This window comes from Novosphingobium meiothermophilum (genome assembly GCF_003171715.1).
Taxonomy (GTDB): Bacteria; Pseudomonadota; Alphaproteobacteria; order Sphingomonadales; family Sphingomonadaceae; genus Novosphingobium; species Novosphingobium meiothermophilum.
Window position 1 is genome coordinate 391,123 of the sequence record NZ_QGHL01000004.1, and the last position, 21,906, is coordinate 413,028.

Annotated in this window: 32 protein-coding genes; 22 read left to right on the top strand and 10 right to left on the bottom strand. The window is 65.6% G+C overall.

Translation table 11 applies throughout. The features are described 5' to 3' along the window. Positions 1-6: 6 nt before the first annotated feature. Together DKM43_RS02265 and DKM43_RS02270 are read right to left on the bottom strand one after the other, a co-directional pair. Complete coding sequence (locus DKM43_RS02265; RefSeq protein WP_109796831.1) at positions 7-1,086, bottom strand: phage portal protein; 1,080 nt, start codon at positions 1,084-1,086, stop codon at positions 7-9. After that, positions 1,079-2,974: a terminase large subunit domain-containing protein gene (locus DKM43_RS02270; RefSeq protein ID WP_109796832.1), complete on the bottom strand. Its 1,896-nt coding sequence runs from the start codon at positions 2,972-2,974 to the stop codon at positions 1,079-1,081. Before DKM43_RS02270 ends, DKM43_RS02265 begins: the two co-directional genes overlap by 8 nt. Positions 2,975-3,153: 179 nt before the next feature. Between DKM43_RS02270 and DKM43_RS02275 the strand changes: the two genes are divergently transcribed. The 10 genes from DKM43_RS02275 to DKM43_RS02315 all read left to right on the top strand — a co-directional run bounded on the left by DKM43_RS02275 (position 3,154) and on the right by DKM43_RS02315 (position 8,601). After that, positions 3,154-4,071: a GPO family capsid scaffolding protein gene (locus tag DKM43_RS02275; RefSeq protein ID WP_109796833.1), complete on the top strand. Its 918-nt coding sequence runs from the start codon at positions 3,154-3,156 to the stop codon at positions 4,069-4,071. A gap of 62 nt (positions 4,072-4,133) precedes the next feature. After that, positions 4,134-5,165 carry a phage major capsid protein, P2 family gene (locus DKM43_RS02280; RefSeq protein WP_109796834.1) on the top strand — a complete coding sequence of 344 codons (1,032 nt, stop codon included), beginning with the start codon at positions 4,134-4,136 and terminating at the stop codon, positions 5,163-5,165. Positions 5,166-5,242: 77 nt separating this feature from the next. Beyond that, positions 5,243-6,058 carry a phage terminase small subunit gene (gpM, locus tag DKM43_RS02285; RefSeq protein ID WP_236632335.1) on the top strand — a complete coding sequence of 272 codons (816 nt, stop codon included), beginning with the start codon at positions 5,243-5,245 and terminating at the stop codon, positions 6,056-6,058. A gap of 154 nt (positions 6,059-6,212) precedes the next feature. After that, positions 6,213-6,686, top strand: coding sequence for a head completion/stabilization protein (locus tag DKM43_RS02290; RefSeq protein ID WP_109796835.1), 474 nt, complete (start codon positions 6,213-6,215; stop codon positions 6,684-6,686). Further along, positions 6,686-6,973, top strand: a complete 288-nt coding sequence (locus DKM43_RS02295) for a hypothetical protein (protein ID WP_109796836.1) — start codon at positions 6,686-6,688, stop codon at positions 6,971-6,973. The genes DKM43_RS02290 and DKM43_RS02295 overlap by 1 nt, the downstream gene beginning before the upstream one ends. Further along, positions 6,958-7,200, top strand: a complete 243-nt coding sequence (locus DKM43_RS02300; protein WP_109796837.1) for a tail protein X — start codon at positions 6,958-6,960, stop codon at positions 7,198-7,200. Before DKM43_RS02295 ends, DKM43_RS02300 begins: the two co-directional genes overlap by 16 nt. Positions 7,201-7,202: 2 nt before the next feature. Continuing rightward, positions 7,203-7,409 carry a hypothetical protein gene (locus tag DKM43_RS02305; RefSeq protein WP_109796838.1) on the top strand — a complete coding sequence of 69 codons (207 nt, stop codon included), beginning with the start codon at positions 7,203-7,205 and terminating at the stop codon, positions 7,407-7,409. Continuing rightward, positions 7,409-7,573 carry a hypothetical protein gene (locus DKM43_RS16425; RefSeq protein ID WP_161554016.1) on the top strand — a complete coding sequence of 55 codons (165 nt, stop codon included), beginning with the start codon at positions 7,409-7,411 and terminating at the stop codon, positions 7,571-7,573. Before DKM43_RS02305 ends, DKM43_RS16425 begins: the two co-directional genes overlap by 1 nt. Further along, on the top strand, positions 7,573-8,082 hold the full coding sequence (locus tag DKM43_RS02310; protein WP_109796839.1) for a phage tail protein: 510 nt from the start codon (positions 7,573-7,575) through the stop codon (positions 8,080-8,082). The genes DKM43_RS16425 and DKM43_RS02310 overlap by 1 nt, the downstream gene beginning before the upstream one ends. A gap of 15 nt (positions 8,083-8,097) precedes the next feature. After that, entirely contained in the window at positions 8,098-8,601 is a 504-nt protein-coding gene (locus DKM43_RS02315; protein WP_109796840.1) for a phage virion morphogenesis protein, read from the top strand. Here the strand turns inward: DKM43_RS02315 and DKM43_RS02320 are convergent. Genes DKM43_RS02320 through DKM43_RS16430 form a run of 3 tightly spaced genes read right to left on the bottom strand, consistent with a single transcriptional unit; the run spans position 8,598 to position 9,318 of the window. After that, the gene (locus tag DKM43_RS02320) at positions 8,598-8,837 is read right to left on the bottom strand and encodes a hypothetical protein (RefSeq protein ID WP_109796841.1); all 240 of its coding nucleotides are present in this window, start codon (positions 8,835-8,837) and stop codon (positions 8,598-8,600) included. The two genes, DKM43_RS02315 and DKM43_RS02320, sit on opposite strands and share 4 nt — an antisense overlap. Further along, positions 8,834-9,178, bottom strand: a complete 345-nt coding sequence (locus DKM43_RS02325) for a hypothetical protein (protein ID WP_109796842.1) — start codon at positions 9,176-9,178, stop codon at positions 8,834-8,836. Before DKM43_RS02325 ends, DKM43_RS02320 begins: the two co-directional genes overlap by 4 nt. Further along, complete coding sequence (locus tag DKM43_RS16430; RefSeq protein ID WP_161554017.1) at positions 9,178-9,318, bottom strand: hypothetical protein; 141 nt, start codon at positions 9,316-9,318, stop codon at positions 9,178-9,180. Before DKM43_RS16430 ends, DKM43_RS02325 begins: the two co-directional genes overlap by 1 nt. A gap of 422 nt (positions 9,319-9,740) precedes the next feature. Here DKM43_RS16430 and DKM43_RS02335 point away from each other — a divergent pair, with 422 nt between their 5' ends. Both DKM43_RS02335 and DKM43_RS02340 read left to right on the top strand, forming a co-directional pair. Next, positions 9,741-10,031, top strand: coding sequence for a type II toxin-antitoxin system RelE/ParE family toxin (locus tag DKM43_RS02335; protein WP_109796844.1), 291 nt, complete (start codon positions 9,741-9,743; stop codon positions 10,029-10,031). A 2-nt stretch (positions 10,032-10,033) separates the two neighbouring features. Continuing rightward, positions 10,034-10,321, top strand: a complete 288-nt coding sequence (locus tag DKM43_RS02340) for an addiction module antidote protein (RefSeq protein ID WP_109796845.1) — start codon at positions 10,034-10,036, stop codon at positions 10,319-10,321. 91 nt (positions 10,322-10,412) lie between these two features. Here DKM43_RS02340 and DKM43_RS02345 read toward each other — a convergent pair whose 3' ends face one another. From DKM43_RS02345 to DKM43_RS02365, 5 genes are all read right to left on the bottom strand, one after another. Then, positions 10,413-10,958, bottom strand: a complete 546-nt coding sequence (locus DKM43_RS02345; protein WP_109796846.1) for a hypothetical protein — start codon at positions 10,956-10,958, stop codon at positions 10,413-10,415. Then, complete coding sequence (locus tag DKM43_RS02350; RefSeq protein WP_109797058.1) at positions 10,955-11,407, bottom strand: D-Ala-D-Ala carboxypeptidase family metallohydrolase; 453 nt, start codon at positions 11,405-11,407, stop codon at positions 10,955-10,957. Before DKM43_RS02350 ends, DKM43_RS02345 begins: the two co-directional genes overlap by 4 nt. Before the next feature lie 113 nt (positions 11,408-11,520). Next, positions 11,521-11,832, bottom strand: coding sequence for a hypothetical protein (locus DKM43_RS02355; protein ID WP_109796847.1), 312 nt, complete (start codon positions 11,830-11,832; stop codon positions 11,521-11,523). A 2-nt stretch (positions 11,833-11,834) separates the two neighbouring features. Next, positions 11,835-13,403 carry a collagen-like domain-containing protein gene (locus DKM43_RS16615; RefSeq protein WP_109796848.1) on the bottom strand — a complete coding sequence of 523 codons (1,569 nt, stop codon included), beginning with the start codon at positions 13,401-13,403 and terminating at the stop codon, positions 11,835-11,837. Continuing rightward, positions 13,400-13,750, bottom strand: a complete 351-nt coding sequence (locus tag DKM43_RS02365) for a hypothetical protein (RefSeq protein WP_109796849.1) — start codon at positions 13,748-13,750, stop codon at positions 13,400-13,402. The genes DKM43_RS16615 and DKM43_RS02365 overlap by 4 nt, the downstream gene beginning before the upstream one ends. Before the next feature lie 185 nt (positions 13,751-13,935). On the opposite strand from DKM43_RS02365, the gene DKM43_RS02370 reads away from it, so the two are divergent. The 10 genes from DKM43_RS02370 to DKM43_RS16745 all read left to right on the top strand — a co-directional run bounded on the left by DKM43_RS02370 (position 13,936) and on the right by DKM43_RS16745 (position 21,893). Next, entirely contained in the window at positions 13,936-14,850 is a 915-nt protein-coding gene (locus DKM43_RS02370; protein ID WP_109797059.1) for a baseplate assembly protein, read from the top strand. Beyond that, entirely contained in the window at positions 14,847-15,422 is a 576-nt protein-coding gene (locus DKM43_RS02375; RefSeq protein WP_236632337.1) for a phage tail protein I, read from the top strand. Before DKM43_RS02370 ends, DKM43_RS02375 begins: the two co-directional genes overlap by 4 nt. A gap of 75 nt (positions 15,423-15,497) precedes the next feature. Continuing rightward, positions 15,498-16,538, top strand: a complete 1,041-nt coding sequence (locus DKM43_RS02380; RefSeq protein ID WP_109796850.1) for a hypothetical protein — start codon at positions 15,498-15,500, stop codon at positions 16,536-16,538. A 112-nt stretch (positions 16,539-16,650) separates the two neighbouring features. Beyond that, positions 16,651-17,226, top strand: a complete 576-nt coding sequence (locus tag DKM43_RS02385; RefSeq protein WP_109797061.1) for a phage baseplate assembly protein V — start codon at positions 16,651-16,653, stop codon at positions 17,224-17,226. Then, entirely contained in the window at positions 17,223-17,597 is a 375-nt protein-coding gene (locus DKM43_RS02390) for a GPW/gp25 family protein (protein ID WP_109796851.1), read from the top strand. The genes DKM43_RS02385 and DKM43_RS02390 overlap by 4 nt, the downstream gene beginning before the upstream one ends. A gap of 115 nt (positions 17,598-17,712) precedes the next feature. Continuing rightward, entirely contained in the window at positions 17,713-18,876 is a 1,164-nt protein-coding gene (locus DKM43_RS02395) for a phage tail sheath subtilisin-like domain-containing protein (protein ID WP_109796852.1), read from the top strand. A gap of 100 nt (positions 18,877-18,976) precedes the next feature. After that, on the top strand, positions 18,977-19,486 hold the full coding sequence (locus DKM43_RS02400; protein ID WP_109796853.1) for a phage major tail tube protein: 510 nt from the start codon (positions 18,977-18,979) through the stop codon (positions 19,484-19,486). Between the two features lie 137 nt (positions 19,487-19,623). Next, a complete protein-coding gene (locus DKM43_RS02405) occupies positions 19,624-19,974 on the top strand; it encodes a phage tail assembly protein (RefSeq protein WP_109796854.1) in 351 nt (116 codons plus the stop codon). Beyond that, positions 19,971-20,090 (top strand): GpE family phage tail protein, encoded by a 120-nt coding sequence (locus DKM43_RS02410; RefSeq protein WP_269089599.1) that lies wholly within the window; start codon positions 19,971-19,973, stop codon positions 20,088-20,090. The genes DKM43_RS02405 and DKM43_RS02410 overlap by 4 nt, the downstream gene beginning before the upstream one ends. A gap of 36 nt (positions 20,091-20,126) precedes the next feature. After that, on the top strand, positions 20,127-21,893 hold the full coding sequence (locus tag DKM43_RS16745) for a phage tail tape measure protein (RefSeq protein ID WP_109796855.1): 1,767 nt from the start codon (positions 20,127-20,129) through the stop codon (positions 21,891-21,893). Positions 21,894-21,906 lie beyond the last annotated feature (13 nt).

Here is a 21,906-nt window from a genome sequence, read left to right on the forward strand (position 1 = left end):
GCTCCCCTATCCCGCCGCCAGCGCAATCGCGGGCCGTTCGAAGCGCACGGCTTCCACGCCCAGCCATTCGTTGATCGCCAGCATCCGGCGCTGGATGGGAAGGATTTCCATTTCATAGAACACGGCCGCCGCATCGTTCACGTTGCCGAAGCCGCCGGTGTTCTTGGGCACGATCCCCAGAAGCTGCGGCGGCACGCGGTGGGCGGCCAGGAGGTCTTCGGCGGTCACGCTCTTGATGTTCAGGAACTCGTCCTTCGATCCCACTTCGGCGATGGGCAGCAGCTTGATGCCATCGGGCTTGCCCTTGGGCGAATGGATGAACAGGTTGCGGAAATTGCCCATGCCCTTGGCCCCGCGCAGCGCCTTGCGCACGGCCTCGATGCTGGCATCGCTCATCCCTTCGTCGGAAAGGTAGAGGATGAAGCCCGCGTGGCTTCCGTTGAGGTAATAGCGCCGCCGGAAGATCGTCGCTGCCTCGTTCAGCAGGCCCGATTGCAGCGCCGATAGATATTCGGGCATTCCGTAGATTTCCTGCATGGGATCAGGTTCTTTGAGGTGCAGGATCGTGCCCGGCCGGTATTCGGTGGCATCGCTGATCCACCCGGTGCGCGGCACCCAGAAGAACTGCCCCGGCGCCAGCCCCACCCGCGTCCATGCCGCCTTGGAACAGCGCAGGCCCAGCGGCCTTCCGGCCAGATTGTCGGCGCGTTCGAGATAGGCATTGCCCATCACCAGCCAGTCGAGCGCGAACAGCTCGAACTCGGCCATGGAAAACCAGCGCGAAGGCACGAAGCTGGCGGTGAGCAGGTTGCGCTTCAAGAGGATCGCGCTCTGGTGATGGGGGGCCATGCGATAGGCGCGGCCAAGCCCGGCAAGGCTGACGGGCGGTTCATACCAGCGGTTGTTGTGCGCCACCTCGAACATGTCGAAGATTTCGCGCCGGTCGATCACGCTTTCCGGATCGCCGAAGGTGAAGGCCACCTCGCGCGCGGGTTCAGGTGTCACGGCAGGAAGGCTTCCGGCCGGAGCTGCGGCCAGATTTCCGGCCAGATGTCCGGCAGGCGGCGCGGTTTCGGTTTCAGGCATCGTCGAAGATCTCCACGGTGGTCCCGCCGCTGGCAGGCTCGGTAATGTCAAGCGGTTCGAAAGCGAGCGCGTGCATCACCGCCCAGGCCAGATCGGCGTGGCCGGTATCGCCCGCGCGGCTCGCCACGTATGTCACCTGGGTGCCGCCGCGCGTGATTTCGGGGCGGATCGCCATGAAGGCCTGCATCAGGTCCAGCCACCCGGCATCGAACTCAAGCCTGCCCGATGAGATGACGTTCTTGGCCTTCAGCACCATCTGGGTCTTGGTGGCCACCGAATAGGTGATGGCGTGGGCCATGGGGAACCACTTGCTCACCAGCTGGTGAACCGCCTTGCCCGCGCCGGTCACATCGATGCCGATCTTGGTGACGTTGTATTTGTCGTGCATCTCGCGCACGGCTTCGGCCTGCGCGGCGAAATCCAGCCCCTTGAGGCGCTTCTTTTCCAGCACGCGGAACTTGGCGCCGATCTTTGCCGGGGCCGCCACGGCCACCAGCGCGGCATCATCGCCGGTTCCGCTCTCGCTGGCATTGGGATCGTATCCCAGCCAGACCTCGCCTTCATAGGGGCGCAGGGCATAGGGCTGGAAGTCATGCGCCCAGGCATCCCAGCTATCGACCATGCAGCGCCGCATGAGCTGGAAGGGAAACATGCTCTGGCTGTCGTCCAGGAAAACGCAGCGGAACAGGTTGTCGAACTCTTCCAGCGAATACTGCTGCTGAAGCTGCGCGGGATCGACCAGATCGAAGCCTGCCTCAACCGCATCGTGGATCGTCACGATCTGGCGCCACACGCCATCGGCGCCAAGCTGCCCCTCCTTCAGCGCTTCGTGGCTGATGTCGATCTGCACCTGATCGGCCTTGGGCCGCCTGCGGTTGTATCGCGCGCCGCTCCACAGCGGATAGGCTTCGTGCGCCAGGGTGCTGGGGGTGGAAAACAGGGTGATCGAATATTGCTTCTGCGTGGCCATGGCGCTCGCCACTTTGAACAGTTCTTCAAAGCCATAGATCCAGAAGCACTCGTCGATGATGACATCGCCGTGATAGCCCTGCGCGGTGCGATAGTTCGTGCCCAGGAAGTGCAGCTCAAAGGGGTCCAATGCCTCGATGGGATCACCTTCGGCGCTCCCTGGCACGGCACCTCTTTGCACCACGATGGGATCGCCCTTGAGTGTGACGCCGCACACCTTCTGCACCCACTGCACGATATAGGCGCGGAAGATGTTGGCCTGGGCGCGGCTTGCCGAGATGAAGATCTGGTTCTTGCCGGTTTCCAGCCCCACCAGAAAGCGCTCGCGCGCGAAATACCAGGTGGCCCCGATCTGCCGCGATTTCAGGATCATGCGCGTGCGGAACGCGGTGCTGGTCAGCAGCCATCCCTTCTGCCGGCCATGAAGCTGGCCTTCCATGTCGGCGCGCAGCCTTGCCGCCATTTCCGGCGTGATAAGGTTCTTCGCCTCCTGCTTCTTCGCGTTCGCGGCGCGCGCGCCATGGCGGCGCTTCGGGTTCAGATCGGCCTCGTTGCCGCCTTCGCGATAGCGTTCAATGCGGGCCAGGCGCTCCATCTGGCGGCCCAGCAGGTCGATCTCCTTGTAATCGCTGCCGGTTTTCTTGTCCTTGTCGATCAGCGCCAGATAGCGTTCCAGCGTGCCTTCGGCCGCCCGCGCGATCGGCGGGGCATCATCCCACTTGTGCCGCGTCTTCCAGCTTGCCACGGTCGAATAGGGCACGGCCAGTTCATCGGCGATTTGCTGCATGGTCCAGTGCCGCCAGTAGAGCGCGCGCGCCTTCAGCCGGGTGTGCTCGCCCGGCCCGCGCGGCGCACGCCCTGCCTCATCCCCGCCGGATGGGGCCTGCGCCAATTGATCCTGGTCTTCGCGCTGCTCCATGGCGGTGCACGCTATGGCGCTTGGCCGCGCCCGCGCGCCCCCGCCGTGTTGTGACCCTGGCGCGCACAACGCGCCCGCGTTGCGAATAGGCCAGCGCGCCCGTCTTTTGTGGACCTGTCAGATCAGCCGGAAGCGCCCGCACGAGCGACCGGCCCCACCAAAGGACCGGAGCCGAAGCAATGGCGAAGACGCGATTTTACCGGGTGGCCGTGGAAGGCCAGACCACCGATGGCCGCACCATCGAACGCCAGTGGCTGATTGATGCCGCCGCCACCTATAACCGCGAAACCTATGCCGCGCGGATCAACATGGAGCACGTGCGCGGCATCACCGCGGACAAGCCCTTCAAGGCCTATGGCGATGTGCTCAGCCTCAAGACCGAGGAAGTCGAGATCGAGCTGGCGGGCCGGAAGGAAAAGCGCCTCGCGCTCTTTGCCGAACTCGACGTGACCGACGAACTGCTGGCCATCAACAAGGACCGGCAGAAGCTCTACACCTCGATCGAGATCAACCCCAACTTCGCCCAGACCGGGAAGGCCTATCTCGTCGGCCTTGCCGTGACCGACAGCCCCGCCAGCCTCGGCACCGAGATGCTCCAGTTTGCCGCCAGCCAGGGCGAAAACAACCCGCTGGCCGCGCGCAAGCAGGACAAGGGCAATCTCTTCACCGCCGCGACCGAGTTCGAGATCGTGCTGGCAGAAGAGCCTGCTGAAAATCCTGATCCAACCGGCGTCTTCGCCTCGATCAAGGCGTTCTTCGATGGGCTGGTCAAGCCTGCCGCGCAGGCCCCTGCCGCCCCGGCGCCAGCGGATGCCCCGGCTGCCCCTGCCCCGGCTGAACCTGCGCCCGCCGCCCCTGCCCCAGATGCCGCCAGCTTCGCCGCCATCGGCGCGCTGATGACGCAGATGGCCACCAGCATGACCGAACTGGCGAATGGCACCAAGGCCGAAATCGCCAGGCTCACCGCCGATGTGAAGGCCCTGGCCGAAAAGCTCGAAGGCACCCCTGCCGCCGTCCCCGGCACGAATGCGCAGGGCTTTGTCCAGCGCGCCGCCGCCACCGGGGGCAACGTCAACGCCGCCCGGACCGATTGCTGATCGGCCCGGCGCCCATTTCCCGAAACCCGCGCCCACCCCTCCCCCAGATTTGAGGAAATCCCATGAAGAACGAAACCAGGGCCAGGTTCAACGCGATGGTCGGCCAGATCGCGCTGCTCAACGGCATCGATGCCGCCACCGCGCAGACCACCAAGTTCACGGTCGAACCTTCGGTGCAGCAGCGCCTTGAGCAGCGCATCCAGGACAGCAGCCAGTTCCTGTCGATGATCAACATCGCGCCGGTCGATGAGATGCAGGGCGAACTGATCGGCCTGGGCATCGGCTCCACCATCGCGGGCCGCACCAATACGGCTGCGGGCAACCGCCGCAACGGCATCGATCCTTCGGCGATGGACGGCCGCACCTATACCTGCGTGCAGACCAACTTCGACGTGTCCGCCCGCTATGCCAAGGTCGACATGTGGGCCAAGTTCCCCGATTTCGAGACGATCTGGCGCGATAACGTGGTGCAGCGCATCGCGCTTGACCGCATCCTGATCGGCTTCAACGGCACCAGCGCGGCGGCCGCCACCGATCGCGATGCCAATCCCGCGCTTCAGGATGTGAACGTGGGATGGCTCCAGAAGATGCGCCTTGAAAACGCCGCCCGTGTCATGGACGAAGGCAGCGATCTGGCGGGCAAGGTCACCTATGGCAGCCATGCCGATGCCGATTACAGGACGCTTGATGCGCTGGTCTGGGATGCCAAGGAAACGCTCCTGGCCGAATGGGCGAAGAACGATACCGAACTGGTGGCCATCGTCGGCAGCGATCTGCTGCACGACAAGTATTTCCCCATGGTCAACGCCGATGAAAAGCCCACCGAGCAGCTCGCCCGCGATGTCATCATGAGCACGAAGCGCCTCGGCGGCCTTCCCGCCATGCGCGTGCCGGGCTTCCCCGGCGGCACGGTGCTCATCACCCGGCCCGATAACCTCTCGATCTACTATCAGGATGGCAAGCGCCGCCGCCTGATCAAGGACGAGCCGGAATACGACCGCGTGACCGATTATCAGTCCTCTAACGAGGCCTACGTGATCGAAAACCTCGAATATGCCTGCATGGTGGAAAACATCGAGGCGCACGACGCATAAAAGCCCCCGTGCCCGGCCTGCTCCTCCTGGCGGGCCGGGCATCCCCCTTTTCGCCGCAGAAACGGAAAGCCGCAGCCATGATTTCGCCCGCCAAGGCCAGCTTCCAGCGCAAGCTCGCATCGCAGGCCAGCCCGATCCCCGGCGCGATCCCCGGCCCGGAGCCGCGCCGGGATGCGATCTGGCGCGATGGCTTTCCGGACCCTGCCCCGGCCCGCCCCATGCCCGAAAGCGGCCCGGTGGCATCCGAATATCAGCAGCTTCTGGCCGCGCTCCAGCTTGACATGAACCGCCTGCGCCAGATCCAGAGCACCGAACGCAAGATCGAGGCCAAGCGCACCATGATCGGCCAGTATCTGCCCTGGGTGGAAGGCGCGCTCGCCGCCAGCCCGCCCGCGCAGGATGAAATCGTGGGCAACATGCTGATCTGGGCGCTCGATATTGCCGACTGGACCCTCGCCTTCCGCCTTGCCGCGCATGTGCTGGGGCATGGCCTTGCCCTGCCCGAACGCTATCGCCGCACCCCGGCCACGCTGATTGCCGAAGAGGTGGCCGAGGCGGGCCTTGCCCCGCGCGCGGCCAATGCCCCGGCGCCGATCAGCCGCGAATGGCTCCAGCGCTTTGCCGCCCTGGTTGAAGGGCACGATATTTTCGATCAGGTCCGCGCCAAGCTGGCCAAGGCCATCGGCCTTGCCCTGGCGGCAGAGGCCGAAGCCTTCGATCCGGCCGCGCCCAGCGCGCTGGCGGGCGGGCGGGCGGCGCTTCTGGCGCAGGCCCGCGCCAGCTTTGCCCAGGCGCTCGCCCTCGATCGGGGGGCAGGCGTCAAGAAACTGATCGAAGCGATTGATCGCGAACTGAAAAAGGCACCCCAACCCGCACCCGAACCCGAACCCTGATTGACGAGCTGCGCCACCCGCGCCGGGGGCGGGCGAGGGCCGAAGGCATCCGCCGCAAGGCCGCTCAACCTCACCCCCGTTAATTGATGGTCGACCGCACTAATGTCCGCTTCGCGGCCATGCCGGCGGTCTCCGCTGGAACTGGAACCCGAAGATGACCTTCGTCGCGCTGCCACCATCGCCCGCATCGCCCCCGGCCTCGGTCGTGGCGGGCGATGGCTGGTATCCCGATATCGATGTCACCGCCATGCGCCAGGCGCTGCGCCTGTCCGATCAGGTCACGCACGCGCGGCTTGTCGGCGCGATCGAGGGCGCGCTGCTGACAGTCGAAGGGGAACTGGCGCTCTGGCGCGCCTCGCGCGAGGCCGACAGCCATGAAGCGCTGGCCGAGGTGGAGCCGGAACGCACCATCGGCGGCGAGCACCGGCTGACCGTGCTCTATACCCGCGCGGTGCGCTTTCACGCGGCGGCCGAACTGGCAGAGCTGCACCGCGATCTGTCCGCCACCACCGATGGCCAGACCCGCGCCGAACCCCGGATGTTCACGGCCGAGGATTACCGCAAGCTCGCCACCCAGGCCGTGCGCGATATCCTGGGCGTGCCGCGCGTGGCCGTGGAGCTGATCTGATGATGATCCGCTTCTGCGATGATTGCGCCCATGGCCTGCCGCCCCCGCCGGGGCCTTCGGGCGGAACCTTTCTCTGCGCGCGGCCCGTCAATGCGGTGGGCGGCCTTTCCCGGCACGATGGCCCGCGCCGGGGCGGGGCGCGCCGCGCGCTGATGGTGCCGGCCGATCAGGAACGCACTGGCCATCGCACCCAGCGCGGCCGCGAAAAGTGCGGGCCGCCGGGCCGGTTCTGGCGCAGCCGCCGCACCGGAACGCCGCAGGGAGGCGATCCATGCCCCGCACCGTGACCGCGCGCCAGGGCGATACGATCGATGCCATTTGCTGGCGCGTGCTGGGCACCACGGCGGGCGGCGTGGTCGAAGCCGCGCTCGATGCCAATCCGGGGCTGGCCGTGCTGGGGCCGTTCCTGCCCGAAGGCACAGCCGTGATCCTGCCCGATCTGCCCGGCACCGATGCTGCGGGAACCATCCCGGTGCCCGTGCCGGTTCTCGCAACCGTGAACCTGTGGGACTGATGATGGAAAGCACGATCCTATCGCAGATCATCACCAATTTCGGCCCTTCCGGGGCCTTTGTCGGCTATCTCATCTGGCAGCAGATGCGGCGCGACAAGATTGATGGCGAGCGCGTGGAAACCGACAAGGAACTGGCCACGGCGCTCGCCAACCTCACGAACGCGATCAACGCCAGCACCGGCGCCAGCAGCGAAGGAAAGGGCCGGTGATGGCCGCCCCTGCTGATCGCGCCGCATCCGGACGCGCGCTGAAAGCTGCCGTGGCGGGGCTGACGCTGGCCGTGGCCGCGCTGGATGCCGCCCCTGCCCGAAAGAGCGCATCGCCCCCGCCCCGGCCGGGCCGCGCCGCGCGCCGCGTGAAAGGCACTGCCTGATGAAGAAGCCCGCCCTGCTGCGCGCCGCGATCACCGCGCTGTTCCCCGATTACGCGCGCGATCCTGATAAGCTCGCGCTCTGGGTGGAAACCGGGCAGGTGCGCGCGGGGTGCAATGGCCAGCGCGGCTTCGCGCTGGAATACCAGCTCACGCTGGTGGCCGAAGATTTCACCCACGCGCCCGAAGCGCTGTTCTTCGCCGTGGTCGATTGGCTGCGCAGCCAGCAGCCCGATGTGACCCAGCCCAATGCCCCCGGCTTCGCCTTCGAGGTGGACGTGCTGGATGAACGCACCTTCGATGTGAAGATGGTGCTGCCCCTGCGCGAAATCGTCACCGCCGCCGCGGCGGGGGATGGCGCATGGCATCTGGAAGTGCAGGATGAAGCCCCGCTTTTCCCCGATGCCGAACCGCTGCGCAGCGGTGCCGGTCCCATCACCTCGCTATGGACCCGCGCCAATGGCGCGGCGCCCGTGCAGGTCGCGCCCGTCCCCGGCGCGGCTGCGCCCTGATCGAAAGGATCAGGCATGGCCGATGATCTGGCCGAACTGGAACCCTTCCTCGCCGCGTATCTCAACCGGCTTGGCCCCGCCCAGCGGCGCAAGGTTCTGCGCAAGATCGGCGAGGAAACCCGCCGCCTGAATGCCCGCCGCATCGCCGCCAACGTGCAGCCCGATGGCAGCGCCATGGCGCCGCGCAAGAAGCGCAAGCGGATGAAGGACCGCAAGGGCCGCATCCGCCGCACCGCGAAGATGTTTCCGAAGATCAGGCTGGCCCGAAGCCTCAAGGTTCTAACTTCACAGGATCATGTTGAAGTCGGCTATGGCTGGAACCGCTTCACGAACTATATCGCTTTGATCCATCAGGAAGGCCGCACTGTGCCGATTGGCCGGATTGGGGCCAACACGGGCGGCGGATCAACGGCAGGCAGGAAAATCTACGCAACCTATCCCGAACGCCGCCTGCTGGGCTTCGGCCCGGAAGACCTGGAAGCGATAACCGACGCCGCGCTGAAGATGCTGGAAGGCTAGACCCCGTCATCCATTTCCATGTCATCATCGGCAAAGGCCCCGCAGAACGCCGTGGCCGGATCGGCGATGCGGGTCTGGTCGATCATGTCGGGCCAGGTGAACAGTTCAAGATCGGGATCGATATTCCCGAAGCGGCTGACAGGCAGGGCCGCCATGTCATCGGCCAGCGTGCGGCAGGGCCGCGTCGGAAGCCGCAGCTTCAGATGATGGCGGATCACCAGGTCGGCGCGCTTCATGCCGCCTTCTCCAGCCCGGCATGGCCGGTCTCGATCAGCGCCAGTTCCACGCGGGCAAGCCGCAGTTCGGCCAGATGGTAGATGCTGCCCAGATCATCGAGCGAAAGGGCGCGATCATGGACATCCAGCGCGCCCAGCTCGGCCCGCACGCGGCCGACTGCCTCGCGCAGCGGGCATGGCGCCATGATGTCGATCGCTTCGTCCAGATCGAGCCGCACCACGTCGAGATCCAGCGCATGGCCCATGCGCGGCGTGTCCAGGCAGTTTTCGGCCATGCGGAACAGGCTTGCGCGTGCCGCGCCGATCAGGGCCAGCGGGTCCACCGCGTAACGCGCGCCCATCACAGCGCGCTCCCGTCGGGCGCATGTTCTGCCCACAGGCGGCGCAGCAGGTCTTCGCGGCTGAGGCGCAGTTTCGCGGTCTGATGCGGATTTTGCGCTGCCTTTGCGCGCGAAGCGGGTGTATAGGGCGTCTTAGCCATTGACCTGATCTCCGTGTGATCGGTTGAGGTTAGACCGGGGTGGTAGCTTCCGACTTCCACCCCGGTTGATACGTTAGATACGTATTCTTGCATTCACTGTCAACGGGTGATACGTATCGCACGTATGAAAAAGCCTAGCCCAATGCAGCGCTTTGAAATGAAAGCGCCTTCCGAATGGTTCGACCGCGTTGACCAGTGGCGTGCAACGCAACCCGGCCTTCCCCCTCGCGCAGAGGCCATCCGCCGCCTCGTGGAAAAAGGCCTGAAAGCCCCTGACTAGAGGCCGCACCCCAGAGGCAGGCGCAACGCCTGCCTGCCTCGGATACGTGGATCGGCTATGAGGTTGCGGTCGGCTTCGAAGGCACCGTCGAAGGCTGCTTACTATAGTTGACATTCCCGCCACATCGTCTATTATAGTGAACATGAGGGCGGTCAAGACAACTGAGCAGTTCGATCGATGGATGGAGGGGTTGAAGGACCGCGCCGCCGTTGCTCGCATTCGCATCCGGATTGATCGTCTGGCGCTGGGCAATCCCGGCCTTTGCCGCAACCTGAAGGGTGGTGTCAGCGAACTGAAGGTGGATTTCGGGCCGGGCTACCGGATCTATTTCACCGAACGCGCGGGCGAACTGGTGATTTTGTTGTGTGGCGGCACGAAGAAGGGGCAGGACGGCGATATCGCCCTTGCCATCCAGCTTGCGAAAGAAGTCTGATCATGGCGCTTGAACTGAAAACCTATGATGTCGCAGAGCATCTCACCAGCGAAGAGGAAATCCGTCTCTATCTCGATGCCGCGTTCGAGGATGGCGATGCCGCGATCATCGCCAATGCGCTGGGCAACGTGGCGCGCGCGCGCGGCATGACGCGCATCGCCAGCGAGGCCGGCATCAGCCGTGCAGGGCTTTACAAGGCCGTGGGCGAAAACGGCAATCCATCGCTGCAAACGCTGGTTGCCCTGCTGCGTGCATTCGGCATGAAACTGAAGGTCGAATCGGCCCGATGATCGGTGGTTTACGCCCAATGAAAATGGGCGCGCCGGTCCGGATGCGGCGCGCCCTTCCTTCGTATCCTTGCGGGGGATTATCCCTGCGCGCTCATCGCTCCGGCGCGCGGTCGTCCTCGCGCGGCAGGGTCTGTGCCCAGTTGTGGGCGGCCACGGCATAGGTCACGGCGGCGGTGCAGGCCTGCAGATCAGCACGGCTGACAGCCACGAAGGGATCGGCGGGCAGCTTTGCAGGAAGCCCGGCACTGCCACCTGGGGCGGCGGCAGGGGCTTGGCTGGCCGCGCTTCGATCACTTTCGGGCCGCAGCCCGCCAGCGGGGCAGCGATTGCTGCCAGCATAAGCGCTGCCAGCAGCCAGCGCGCGCGCAAGATCGTGGGCATAATCGGTTTCGCTCCTTTTCGCATTGGCGGCGCTGCGCCGCTCCTCTGCCGCATTGACGGCGGCCTGCGCTGCGCCCGCTTCGGCCTGCGCACGCCGGATGGCGGCCAGATCGGCGCGGCAGGCGGCCAGCCCTGCCCTGATCCCGCCGCCCAGAACCGGCAGCCCGTGGATCTCGATCAGCAGGCCCGCGCACCACAGCGCCAGGGCGCCAGCCAGCGCGCGCCACAGGTTGCGCTTCAGCCACGCCTCGATCATGCCACGATCCCCGGCAGATAGGTGGTCTGCCCGCTTGCCGTCCGCCGCGCTGTCAGCGTCTGGTTGCGGGCGCGGCGCGCGGAAAAGCTGGCATGAACCCACCCGGCCTCGCCAAACTCGTAGATGAGCTGGTCGAACCGCAGGTTCTGTTCGATCCAGCGGCACACCGCGATGTTGGAAATGCCCGCCACGGTGAAATCGGCCGCTTCGCCCAGGCTGTGCTGGCTGCTGGCGCTGCCGCCGATCGCGCGGTTCAGCGCCGGGCTGCGATAGCCGCTGGTGACGATCACCGGCCGCCCATAATGCGCGCGCACCGGCTCAAGCACCTCGGCGCACAGCAGGCGCAGCGCCGCGATCACCGGCGGCGGGGCCGTATTGTCGATCCCGCGCCGCACGGCCGTGGCCGAACGGGTCATCTCGGCAAGCGTGAAATGGGGCGAAAGGTTCATGATCCGGGCGGCTCCCATGATGACACGGCCCACCATGCCCCCCGCGTGCGCGCCGATCAGCGCCCCGGCGTTGTCAGCCCGAAGCCGACAACGCGGGGGCGGGCAGTTTCACATCACAGCCCAGCCCCCATTACAAACAAGGCATCAACCTGTTCCGCGCTTAATCCGATGACCGGTGCGAGCATTTGCACAAGCGAACTGTCGCGCCTGACATCTGCGGCATATTCCCACTCGATCCGCGCCGCTTCGCCTTCAACGCCGCTCTGGGCCGCGATTGCGGCATCCACCACTTCCAGCAAACCGGCGCGCAGCAGCGCAAGGCGTGCCTGCCGCATCGAGATGGCTTCTGGAACTGCCGCCTGAGCATCAACCGTTATACGTTCGATCTCACCCGTGGCCGCGTCTATCCTGATCGCGTTGCCCATGCCTATCTCCCCAGCAGCCGGATCGTCCCGGCATCGAAATTGCCCGCGCCTGTTGCAATGCGGATGGCATCGATCCCGCCGTTGCAGCGCCACGCCGAATTTGCCGCAGCAAGCGATGCGGCCTGGCCCAGGTCATTGATCGTGGTGGGGCCGCTGGCCGAAAGACCGGCATTCGCACGGAAATTCGGAATTATTCGTCCGCCGTGCAAAACCGCAGTGGCAGCGACAGAATTGGTGATGACATATGCGTTGCCAAACGTGCTTCCATTGGCCGAGATTGCGATGGAGAAAGTGGTGTTTGAACCGCTGTCGTGGCTCAAGCCTTCAAAAACGATCAGCAGGTCGTTGTAGACTGTCGTTTTTAGATTGGCGAAGTCTACGCTGGAGACGCCGGTTGGCGTTACGCTGGCAATTTCTGTCCATTCACTGGCTCCGCCGCCGCCGTTAGCACTTAGGACGCCGGATGACAGTGACAGCCCTGTTCCTACACTGATCTCCTCGATGGCGCCGGTGCTGGCCGTGCTACGGCCCAGAAGCCGCGCAGTCGCCATTGTCAGCCCGCTGGAACCAACAGCCCCGGATGCCGCGGCGCCAAGATTGGTTCGCGCACCGCTTGCTGTTGTCGCCCCAGTGCCTCCACTGGCAAGCGCCAGCGTTCCACCAAGCGTCAAAGTGCCGCTGCTGGTTATAGGGCTTCCAGAGAATGTCAGGCCAGTGGAACCACCCGATGCGGCGACGCTCGTAACCGTTCCGGTGGCAGGCGTAACCCATCCGGTATTGTAATCTGCCGCCGTCAGCTTCGCCAGCACCTGGCCGGTGCTGCCACCGGTCGGCACCCCTTGCCCTGCCGGTCCCTGCGGGCCGGTATCGCCGGTATCACCTTTCGGCCCTTGCGGTCCCGCCGGTCCCTGCGGGCCTGTATCGCCGGTATCACCTTTCGGCCCCTGCGGTCCTGCCGGTCCCTGCGGGCCGGTATCGCCGGTATCACCCTTCGGCCCCTGCGGCCCTGCTGGCCCTTGCGGCCCGGTATCACCGGTATCGCCCTTCGGTCCCTGCGGCCCTGCTGGCCCTTGCGGCCCGGTATCACCGGTATCGCCCTTCGGTCCCTGCGGCCCTGCTGGCCCTTGCGGCCCGGTATCGCCGGTATCACCCTTCGGTCCCTGCGGCCCTGCTGGCCCTTGCGGCCCGGTATCGCCGGTATCGCCCTTCGGTCCCTGCGGCCCTGCTGGTCCCTGCGGTCCGGTATCGCCGGTATCACCCTTCGGCCCTTGCGGTCCTGCCGGTCCCTGCGGGCCGGTATCGCCGGTATCACCCTTCGGCCCTTGCGGCCCTGCCGGTCCCTGCGGGCCGGTATCGCCGGTATCACCTTTCGGCCCTTGCGGTCCTGCCGGTCCCTTCGGGGCGATGACGGCAGGTATCGAGTCTGGATCGGGCCTGCGCGGCGCAGGACGGAATATCGCAGCTTCCGGGCCGAACCATGCGGTCGCAATGGCGCGTTCAGGCGCGAACCAGCGGGTGAGGACTGGCGCGCCCCCGGCATCGATGGCCGCTCCCGTGAAGCCCGGCGTCATCCACACACGCTTTCCGCCAGGCGCACGAAGGCAGGCCCGGATATCGCCACGACTGCGCCATCGCGCAGAAAGCGCAGATCGGCCGCATAATGCCCCGGATCAAGGCTTGCGCTTACCTCTGCCGGGATAGTCAGGAACCATCGCGCAGGATCATCTCCGACCGCTGCGGTGAAGCTCACCGCAAATGCCGCCACCACCGGCGCTTCTGCCGGAGGAACGATCTGCCCGGTCGTTCGCTTGAGCAAGGCTTCGACCACAAGGCCATCGGGATCTCCGGAGATAACCTCGTGGCCGACGATGATCGGCTCGCCCCTGCGAAACAGAAAGATCGGAACGCTGCTCATCATGGTTTCCCCTTCGGCATGGCAGTGCTGCCATGGTCCGCTTCGGCCCGATCATGGCGCTGACCGGCACATTGCGCATCGCGGCCGTGTTGTGGCGCGCTCAGCTACAGCGCGCGGGCGTTGCGCCTGCGCGCAGACCGCCGCCACCTGCCATCGCAGTTCATTGGACACGCGCCGCCGGAGGAATGATGTCGGGACAATCGCAGAACAGCTTCACTGGGGTTGATCTTTCACGCCTGCCGCCCCCCCAGGCGATCGAGGAGCTGGATTTCGAAACGCTGCGCAGCCAGTGGCTGGCCCAGTTCCTTGATATGGCTGCGCAGGCGGGCATCACCTTCGATGCCACCTTGGAAAGCGATCCGGTCATCAAGCTGATCGAATTGGGCGCCTATCGAGAAATGATCTGGCGCGCGGCCCGCAATGCGGGCCTTAGGTCGGTGATGGTCGCCTATGCGCAGGGCGCAGATCTGGATCAGCTTGGCGCCCTGCTGGGCGTGAAGCGGGAAATCATCGTGGCGGCCGACCCGGCCAATGGCGTGGCTGCCGTGACCGAGACCGACGAGGATTTTCGCCGCCGTCTTGTCCTGGCACCAGAGGGATATTCGGTTGCTGGCCCGCGCGGTGCCTATATCTTCCACGCGCTTTCGGCTGATCCGGATGTGCTCGATGCCAGCGCCATCAGTCCCGCCCCTGGCGAGGTGGTTGTCACGGTGCTTTCCCGAACAGGAGATGGAGAGGCAGCCCCTGCCCTCATCGAGAAGGTCGAGGATGCGCTGTCGGCTGACACGATCCGGCCCATCACTGATCTTGTGACGGTTCAATCTGCCCAGATCGTTGCCTTTTCGATCACTGCCACGCTGGTTTTCAGGCCCGGCCCGGACAAAAGTCTTGTGCAGGCCAACGCCGCCGCATCGCTGGATGCCTTCATCGCTTCGGCGCGCGGCATCGGGCGGACCGTAACGCGCGCGGGGATCATCGGGGCGCTTATGGTTGAAGGGATGCACAATGTCCTGCTCACCGCGCCCGCCGCGGATATCCCCATCAGCAATGTCGAAGCGCCGCACTGCACATCGGTGACGCTTGTCGATGGCGGATACGCATGATGCCTGCCCCGAACAACCATGCGTGCATCAGCTTGCTTCCGCCCAACGCAACCCCGCTCGAACGCGTGTTTGATGCCCTGTTACAAAGCCGGATCGGCGCCATCGAAACCGCCTATCGGGCCTTCTGGTCGCCGGCGGATTGCCCCGCCGCCATGCTCCCATGGCTTGCCTGGGCGGTCTCGGTGGATGAATGGGATCCGGCCTGGAGCGAGAATGTGCGCCGCGCCCAGATTGCCCGCGCCATCCCTGCCCAGCGCCGGAAGGGCACGGCTTCAAGCGTCAAGACCATCATATCTGGTCTCGGCGGCACCGTTTCGCTGAAGGAATGGTGGGAGATGGACCCGCCCGCCGATCCACATACCTTCAACCTGGCAGTATCGCTTTCCAGCGGTTCCGGACCGCCCAGCGCGGCATTCATTGATGGAGTGATCCGCGCGGTCGAAGCCGCCAAGCCGCTGCGCAGCCACTTCACCTTTTCGCTCTCGCAGAACTTCAATGGCTCGATCGGGCTGCGCGGCGGCGTGCGTGCTGCCGTGCTGGTCCGTGTCTCGATGACCGCACCGTCAGCGTGATGGCTGCCTGATGCCTTATCCCTTCGCACGCGCCATTCGGCCCATTCATGATCCCTCTTTCTGGAGCACCGTGCCATGTCTCTCAATCTGGTTGTGACCACGGCGGGCCGCGCGGCCCTGGTCAACGCGGCGAACAACGGCACCCTTCCGGTGACGATTGCGCAGATCGGCATTTCGGCCACTTTCACCGCCCCCGTGCCGACGCTTTCGGCGCTGCCATCCGAAATCAAGCGCCTTTCGGCCATTGCCGGTGAAGTCATCGCCGATGATACCCTTCACGTGACGATGCGCGATGAAAGCAGCGATACCTATGCCCTGCGAAGTCTGGCTCTTTATCTTGCCGATGGAACCCTGTTCGCCTGCACAGGTCAGACTGATCCCATTCTGAACAAGACAGCATCCTCGGTCGCGCTCGCCGCGTTCGATATCGTCTTTGCCGATATTAACGCGGCCAGCATCACATTCGGATCGACCGATTTCATGCTGCCTTCGGCCACCACCGAACGGCAGGGTATTGTTGAACTGGCGACCAACGCCGAAGCGCAGACCGGCACTGACAGCGCCCGCGCGCTTACGCCTGCGGCTGCGCGTTCGGCCATTCTGGGATGGCTGCTCAGCGTCGATGGCGCGGGCAGCGGCCTCGATGCCGATCTGCTCGATGGGCAAAGCTCCGAGTTCTATACCAACATCCCGGCGCGCCTCGGCTATGTGCCGCTCAATTCCAGCGTGTTTACAGCGGCGAACATCCTGGCGCTGCTGCTTAATGTCGATGGCGCGGGCAGCGGCCTCGATGCCGATCTGCTCGATGGACACAACTCTTCGGCATTTCGGCGCGTTGCTTCCTCCAGCATCACCGAAAACGGCGGCTATCTGGTCTATTCGGATGGCCTTAAGGAAACCTGGGGGTTCCTTGATGTTCCAGCCAACGCATTTGCCACATACCTGGTGCCTGTCCCGCATTCGAGCTGGATCAACCCTGTCGCCGGTGTCGGGATCTTTGCCGCAAACAACGCCGAAGAGAACACCGGGATTTCCTCGGTCACGCTTTCGGGTGTAACCGTTTATAATGCAGAGAACTATAGCCTAAGGGTCTATATCCAGACCAAGGGCGTCTGATCCGGCCACTGGCGCACCATCGGGCCATCCTGCCACCCGCGCGCGTTGTGGCAGGTGCGCGCACAACGCGCACCGGGTGGCGCGGCGCGCGGCGCGCGGCATGGTCTGCGCCATGCCACGCACACCCGAAGATGCCCCCACCGATGCCGATGCCCTGATCCGGGTAGGGCGGATCGCGTCGGTCGATCCGGCGGCGGGCACCTGCACGGTCAGGCTGGATGATGCGGGCACCGGCGGCGATGATGCCATCAGCCCGCCCCTGCGCTGGCTGCACCCGCGCATGGGCGATGTGCGCGCCTGGCTGCCGCCGGCGGTGGGCGAACAGGGCCTGCTGCTGTGCCCCGGCGGCGAACTGGCGGGCGCAGTCTTCGTGGGCGGGCTGCATTGCAATGCCTTCCCCCCTCCCACCGATCAACCGGTGGCGCTGCTGCGCTTCAGCGATGGCGCGGCCATCAGCTATGATCCCGAAGCGCACGAGCTGCGCCTTGAACTGCCATCGGGCGCCACCACGGTGCTAATCAGCGATGGCGGGATCGATCTGCAAGGCGATGTGGCGATCACCGGCGCGCTTTCGGTAAGCCAGACCGTGACCGCCAGCGATGACGTGATCGGCGGCGGGAAAAGCCTGAAGGATCATCGCCACACCGGCGTTGCCGCAGGCGCTGCGCAAAGCGGGCCTCCGGCATGAGTTCGGCCAGCCTTTCCGGCATGTCGCGCGATCGCGGCACGGCGCTTTCGGGCGACGATCACCTTGCCCAGTCCATCGCCGATATCATCACCACGCCGCTGGGCAGCCGGGTGATGCGGCGCGATTACGGCTGCCTGCTGTTCGATCTGATCGACCGCCCGCTGGGACCGGCCACCGCGCTTCTGTGTTCAATGGCCATCGCCATTGCGCTGGCGCGCTGGGAACCGCGCCTCACCCTCACCCAGGTGCAGATCGGCGGCGATCTGGCGCAGGGGCAGGCCGTGGTCACGATTTCCGGCATCCGCACCCAGGGCGCGGCCAATGCGCTGACCCGCCTGACCATTCCGATCGCCCGCAGAAACACGAGCTGAACCATCATCCCCGAACCGGCGGCGAAGCCCGCCGCAAGCCCGGCGGCATGATGACGCAGTCGGCATTAGTCCGGGCGAAAGCCAAACGCCCGGTTGACCAAACAAGGAGCATTTCATGCACGGCATCAAGACCAATGTGCTGACCACCGGCACCCGCCCGATCTCTCCCGTGGCCACCGGGGTGATCGGCCTTGTCTGCACCGCCAGCGCTGCCGCCGGGGCGGCCACCGCCGCGCTTGATGCGGCCTTTCCGGTCAACACCCCGGTGCTTGTCACCGATGTGCGGCGCGCCATTGCCGATGCGGGCACGGGCGGCACGCTGCGCCCGGCGCTTGAGGCGATCTACGATCAGGCCAGCCCCTTCGTGGTGGTGGTGCGCGTGCCGATCGACAACGATGACCAGGATGATGCCGTGATCGGTTCGGCGGGCGATTATTCGGGCCTTCATGCCCTGCTGGCGGCAGAAGCCGCCACTGGCCAGCGCCCCCGCGTGATCGGCGCGCCGGGGCTTGACACTGAACAGGTGCTGGCCGCGCTGATCCCGGTGGCGAAGAAGCTGCGCGGCATGGTCTATGCCGCAGCGCAAGGCGATACCGTGGCCGAAGCGGCGGCCTATCGCGCCGATTTCTCCGCGCGCGAACTGATGCTGATCTGGCCGAACTGGACCGGCGATTTTTCGGGCGATGCGGTGGCCCGCGCGCTGGGCCTGCGCGCCCGGATCGATGAGGAAACGGGCTGGCACAAGACCATCTCGAATGTCGAGGTGCTGGGCGTCACCGGCGTTTCGAAAAGCCTGTTCTTCGATATTCAGGATCCCACCACCGATGTTTCGGCGCTCAACGATGCGCAGATCACCACGCTGGTGCGCAGCCCGGCGGGCGGGTTCATCTACTGGGGCAACCGCACCTGCGCCGCCGAACCGCTGTTCTCCTTCGAAAGCGCGGTGCGCACCAGCCAAGTGCTTCAGGATGAAATCGCCGCCGGGCTGATGTGGGCGGCCGACAAGCCGCTGACCGCGTTCCTGGTGAAGGACGTAATCGAGACGATCAATGCCCGCCTGCGCGCGCTGGTGGCGCAGCAGCGCCTGATCGGCGGGCGGGCATGGTTCGATGAAGCGCTCAACGATGCGGCCGATCTCGCCGCAGGCAAGCTGGTGATCGACTATGAGTTCACGCCTGCTGCCCCGCTTGAAGGGCTGGAACTGAACCAGCGCATCACCGATCGCTACTATGCCGATCTTTTGCAGCAGCTTGGCGGGCTGCAATCGCAGGGCGCCTGACTTTCCCCTTCGCCGGAACCGGCGGCGCGAGCCGCCCAGGAAACCGGCGGCATGAACGCGAAGCGGGCATCAGCCCGGTTGACCACAAAGGAACTGCACCATGGGCTTTCCGGCAAAACTCAAGGACATGAACTTTTTCGAGAATGGCACCAGCTACAAGGGGCGCGTCACCGAAGTGACCCTGCCCAAGCTGGCGCTGAAACTGGAAGATTACCGCGCGGGCGGCATGGCAGGCCCGGTGCCGGTGGATTTCGGGCTGGAAAAGATCGAGCTGGAGTTCAAGGCAGGCGGCCTTGTGCGCGACTTGTTCCGCCAGTTCGGCGCGGGCGCGGCGGATGCCACGCTCAACCGCTTTGCCGGGGCCTATCAGGATGATGCCACCGGGCAGGTGGTATCGTGCGAAATCATCACGCGCGGGCGCACCATGGAAATCGACATGGGCAGCGCCAAGCCCGGCGATGATACCGAACAGACCTTCAAGGCCGTGTGCAGCTACTACAAGCTCCAGGTCGATGGCGCGGTATGGATCGAGATCGACATGATCGGCGGGATTTTCCGCGTCTTCGGGCAGGACCGCCGCGCTGCCATTCGCGCCGCCATCGGCGCCTGACGTGCTTCCTGCCGGTGGTTCAGCGGGGGCCACCGGCAGGGAGACCTTCCTGAGGTCAACCGGACTGATGCCGCCTTCGGCGTCATGCCGCCGGTTTCCGGAAATCCCCGCAATGTTGAGCAGAAAGGCCCCCGCCGATGACCGATGCCGATGCCACCCCCCAGGCAGATGCCGCCGCGCAGACCGTGAAGATCAGGCTGAACACGCCGATCCGGCGCGCGGGCGGCGATATTGCCGAGATCACCCTGCGCAAGCCCAAGGCGGGCGCGCTGCGCGGGCTGAAGATCGAGGATGTTTATCAGACCGATGTCAACGCGCTGATCGTGCTGGTGCCGCGCATTTCCGAACCCGCGCTGATCGCCGCCGAGATCGAGGACATGGAAAGCGATGACCTGATCGAGCTGGCGGGCGCGGTGAAGGGTTTTTTTATGAGCGCCGAGATGAAGGCGGCCATCAACCGGCTGCTTGGGGTTCCATCGGCGAAGTGATTGCCGATGTCGCCGCCGTGTTTCACTGGCCGCTTTCGGAACTGGCCGGAATGGACCTTGAAGAACTGATCTACTGGCAGGCGCGCGCCGTGGACCGCCTGCCCCGGATGGACTGAACCGGCGGCCCTGCCGCGCTGCATCGGAGCGAAGCCATGTCGAACAAGCTCAATCTGCTGGTCCAGTTCACCGGGATCGACAAGCTTTCAGGCGGCCTCAGGAACATCATCGGGGCGAGCCGCGCGGGCAACCAGTCCATCCGCGCGCTTCAGGACCAGGCGCGCGGCCTCAAGACCGAACTGAAGGCCGTGGGCCGCGACATGGCGGGCGCCAGCGGCAACGTGACCAACCTTGTGAACCACCAGAACCGGCTCGAAGCCCAGCTAGCCGAAGTAAACCGCGAGCTTGACCGGCAGAAGGACCGGCTCACCCGCATTGCCCGGATCGAGGGCCGCTTTTCCGGCATTGCCGCCGCTGCCGGAAAGGCCGGCGCTGCCGCCTCTGTCGCCGTCACCGCGCCGCTCGTCGCCTTCGGGCGGCAGGCCTTCATTGCCGCCATGGACGCCGAGGAACTGAAAAGCGCCTTCCATGTCACCTTCGGGGCGAACGGGGCGATGATGGAAGCCTGGGCGCAGCGCACCGGCGATGCCATCGGCCGCACCAATGTGGAACTGATGCAGGCGGCCAATACCTTCGGCATCTTCTTCAATCAGGCCGATCCGGCACGGTCTGCGGCAATGAGCCAGCAGTTCGCCATGCTCGCGCAGGATCTGGCCAGCTTCTACAATGTCGATCCGGGCACCGCCCTGCAAAAGCTGCGATCGGGCCTCACCGGCGAAAGCGAGCCGCTGCGCGATTTCGGCGTGTTCATGACCGAGGCTGCGGTCAAGGCGCAGGCGCTGAAGATGGGGCTGGTGCCGCTGAACGGTGAACTCACCGAACAGCAGAAGATCATGGCGCGCGCGGGCCTCATCATGGCGCAGACCGCCAATGCCCAGGGCGATCTGGCGCGCACGTCGGGCAGCACATCAAACCAGCTTCGCGCCGGGCAATCGGCGTGGTCCAATCTCTTGCTGGTGATCGGGCAGGAACTGATCCCGGCACTCACCCCGGCGATCCAGACTTTCACCAGCCTGATCCGCCAGTTTTCGGCCATGTCTCCCGGCACGCGCAAATGGGTGGTGGTGCTGGGCGCGGCGGCCGCTGTGCTGGGTCCGGTGCTGATCGGCGTGGCGGGGGTGGCATCGGCCATTGCCACGCTGGCGCCGGTGGTGGTGGCGGTGGGCGGCGCGTTCAGCGCGGCCCTGCCGATCATCGGCGGGGCCATGGCGGGCATTGCCGGGGCCATCAGCCTGCCGGTGATCCTGATCGGCGCGGCCATCGCCGGGCTGGCCTGGCTGGTCTATTCCAACTGGGAAACGATCAAGGGCTGGTTCAGCGCGGGCGCGGACGCCGTGGAAGGCGCGCTTTCAGCCCTGCCTGATCGCTTGCGCACCATCGGCAGGTTGATGATGGATGGCCTCCTGCTGGCCATCAATCCCATGGCGCTCGCCGCCAAGCTCATCACCGTGGCGAAGAACGGCATGACCGCTTTCAAGAACTATCTCGGCATCAAAAGCCCTTCACGCCTGATGATGCAGATGGGCGGGCACATGACCGCTGGCCTTGGCATGGGGCTGGAACAGGGCGGCGGGCGGCCCGTGCGCGCCATGGGCCGCATGGCGGGCGCCGGGGCCATGGCGCTGGCATCGCCCGCGCCTGCGCGCGTGGCCGCCGCTGCGCCCCCGGCAGCGGCCAAGGTGGAAATCCACGTGCACCAGCAGCCCGGCGAAGATGCGAACGCGCTGGCGCAGCGCGTGGCCAGGCTGGTGGAACAGGCCCAGCGCGGCAAGGGCCTGCGCAGCTTCGAGGACCGGCTCTGACCCATGGCCGAAG

Coding starts and splice junctions, on each gene's coding strand:
- DKM43_RS16430 (WP_161554017.1), bottom strand. CDS start 9,318: ATGGCTAAGACGCCCTATACACCCGCTTCGCGCGCAAAGGCAGCGCAA.
- DKM43_RS02290 (WP_109796835.1), top strand. CDS start 6,213: ATGACCTTCGTCGCGCTGCCACCATCGCCCGCATCGCCCCCGGCCTCG.
- DKM43_RS02310 (WP_109796839.1), top strand. CDS start 7,573: ATGAAGAAGCCCGCCCTGCTGCGCGCCGCGATCACCGCGCTGTTCCCC.
- DKM43_RS02370 (WP_109797059.1), top strand. CDS start 13,936: ATGTCGGGACAATCGCAGAACAGCTTCACTGGGGTTGATCTTTCACGC.
- DKM43_RS02335 (WP_109796844.1), top strand. CDS start 9,741: ATGAGGGCGGTCAAGACAACTGAGCAGTTCGATCGATGGATGGAGGGG.
- DKM43_RS02375 (WP_236632337.1), top strand. CDS start 14,847: ATGATGCCTGCCCCGAACAACCATGCGTGCATCAGCTTGCTTCCGCCC.
- DKM43_RS16615 (WP_109796848.1), bottom strand. CDS start 13,403: ATGACGCCGGGCTTCACGGGAGCGGCCATCGATGCCGGGGGCGCGCCA.
- DKM43_RS02405 (WP_109796854.1), top strand. CDS start 19,624: ATGACCGATGCCGATGCCACCCCCCAGGCAGATGCCGCCGCGCAGACC.
- DKM43_RS02380 (WP_109796850.1), top strand. CDS start 15,498: ATGTCTCTCAATCTGGTTGTGACCACGGCGGGCCGCGCGGCCCTGGTC.
- DKM43_RS02320 (WP_109796841.1), bottom strand. CDS start 8,837: ATGAAGCGCGCCGACCTGGTGATCCGCCATCATCTGAAGCTGCGGCTT.
- DKM43_RS02350 (WP_109797058.1), bottom strand. CDS start 11,407: ATGAACCTTTCGCCCCATTTCACGCTTGCCGAGATGACCCGTTCGGCC.
- DKM43_RS02390 (WP_109796851.1), top strand. CDS start 17,223: ATGAGTTCGGCCAGCCTTTCCGGCATGTCGCGCGATCGCGGCACGGCG.
- DKM43_RS02265 (WP_109796831.1), bottom strand. CDS start 1,086: ATGCCTGAAACCGAAACCGCGCCGCCTGCCGGACATCTGGCCGGAAAT.
- DKM43_RS02305 (WP_109796838.1), top strand. CDS start 7,203: ATGGAAAGCACGATCCTATCGCAGATCATCACCAATTTCGGCCCTTCC.
- DKM43_RS02270 (WP_109796832.1), bottom strand. CDS start 2,974: ATGGAGCAGCGCGAAGACCAGGATCAATTGGCGCAGGCCCCATCCGGC.
- DKM43_RS02280 (WP_109796834.1), top strand. CDS start 4,134: ATGAAGAACGAAACCAGGGCCAGGTTCAACGCGATGGTCGGCCAGATC.
- gpM (WP_236632335.1), top strand. CDS start 5,243: ATGATTTCGCCCGCCAAGGCCAGCTTCCAGCGCAAGCTCGCATCGCAG.
- DKM43_RS02315 (WP_109796840.1), top strand. CDS start 8,098: ATGGCCGATGATCTGGCCGAACTGGAACCCTTCCTCGCCGCGTATCTC.
- DKM43_RS02400 (WP_109796853.1), top strand. CDS start 18,977: ATGGGCTTTCCGGCAAAACTCAAGGACATGAACTTTTTCGAGAATGGC.
- DKM43_RS02275 (WP_109796833.1), top strand. CDS start 3,154: ATGGCGAAGACGCGATTTTACCGGGTGGCCGTGGAAGGCCAGACCACC.
- DKM43_RS02365 (WP_109796849.1), bottom strand. CDS start 13,750: ATGATGAGCAGCGTTCCGATCTTTCTGTTTCGCAGGGGCGAGCCGATC.
- DKM43_RS02300 (WP_109796837.1), top strand. CDS start 6,958: ATGCCCCGCACCGTGACCGCGCGCCAGGGCGATACGATCGATGCCATT.
- DKM43_RS02325 (WP_109796842.1), bottom strand. CDS start 9,178: ATGGGCGCGCGTTACGCGGTGGACCCGCTGGCCCTGATCGGCGCGGCA.
- DKM43_RS16745 (WP_109796855.1), top strand. CDS start 20,127: ATGTCGAACAAGCTCAATCTGCTGGTCCAGTTCACCGGGATCGACAAG.
- DKM43_RS02295 (WP_109796836.1), top strand. CDS start 6,686: ATGATGATCCGCTTCTGCGATGATTGCGCCCATGGCCTGCCGCCCCCG.
- DKM43_RS02340 (WP_109796845.1), top strand. CDS start 10,034: ATGGCGCTTGAACTGAAAACCTATGATGTCGCAGAGCATCTCACCAGC.
- DKM43_RS02345 (WP_109796846.1), bottom strand. CDS start 10,958: ATGATCGAGGCGTGGCTGAAGCGCAACCTGTGGCGCGCGCTGGCTGGC.
- DKM43_RS02355 (WP_109796847.1), bottom strand. CDS start 11,832: ATGGGCAACGCGATCAGGATAGACGCGGCCACGGGTGAGATCGAACGT.
- DKM43_RS02385 (WP_109797061.1), top strand. CDS start 16,651: ATGCCACGCACACCCGAAGATGCCCCCACCGATGCCGATGCCCTGATC.
- DKM43_RS16425 (WP_161554016.1), top strand. CDS start 7,409: ATGGCCGCCCCTGCTGATCGCGCCGCATCCGGACGCGCGCTGAAAGCT.
- DKM43_RS02395 (WP_109796852.1), top strand. CDS start 17,713: ATGCACGGCATCAAGACCAATGTGCTGACCACCGGCACCCGCCCGATC.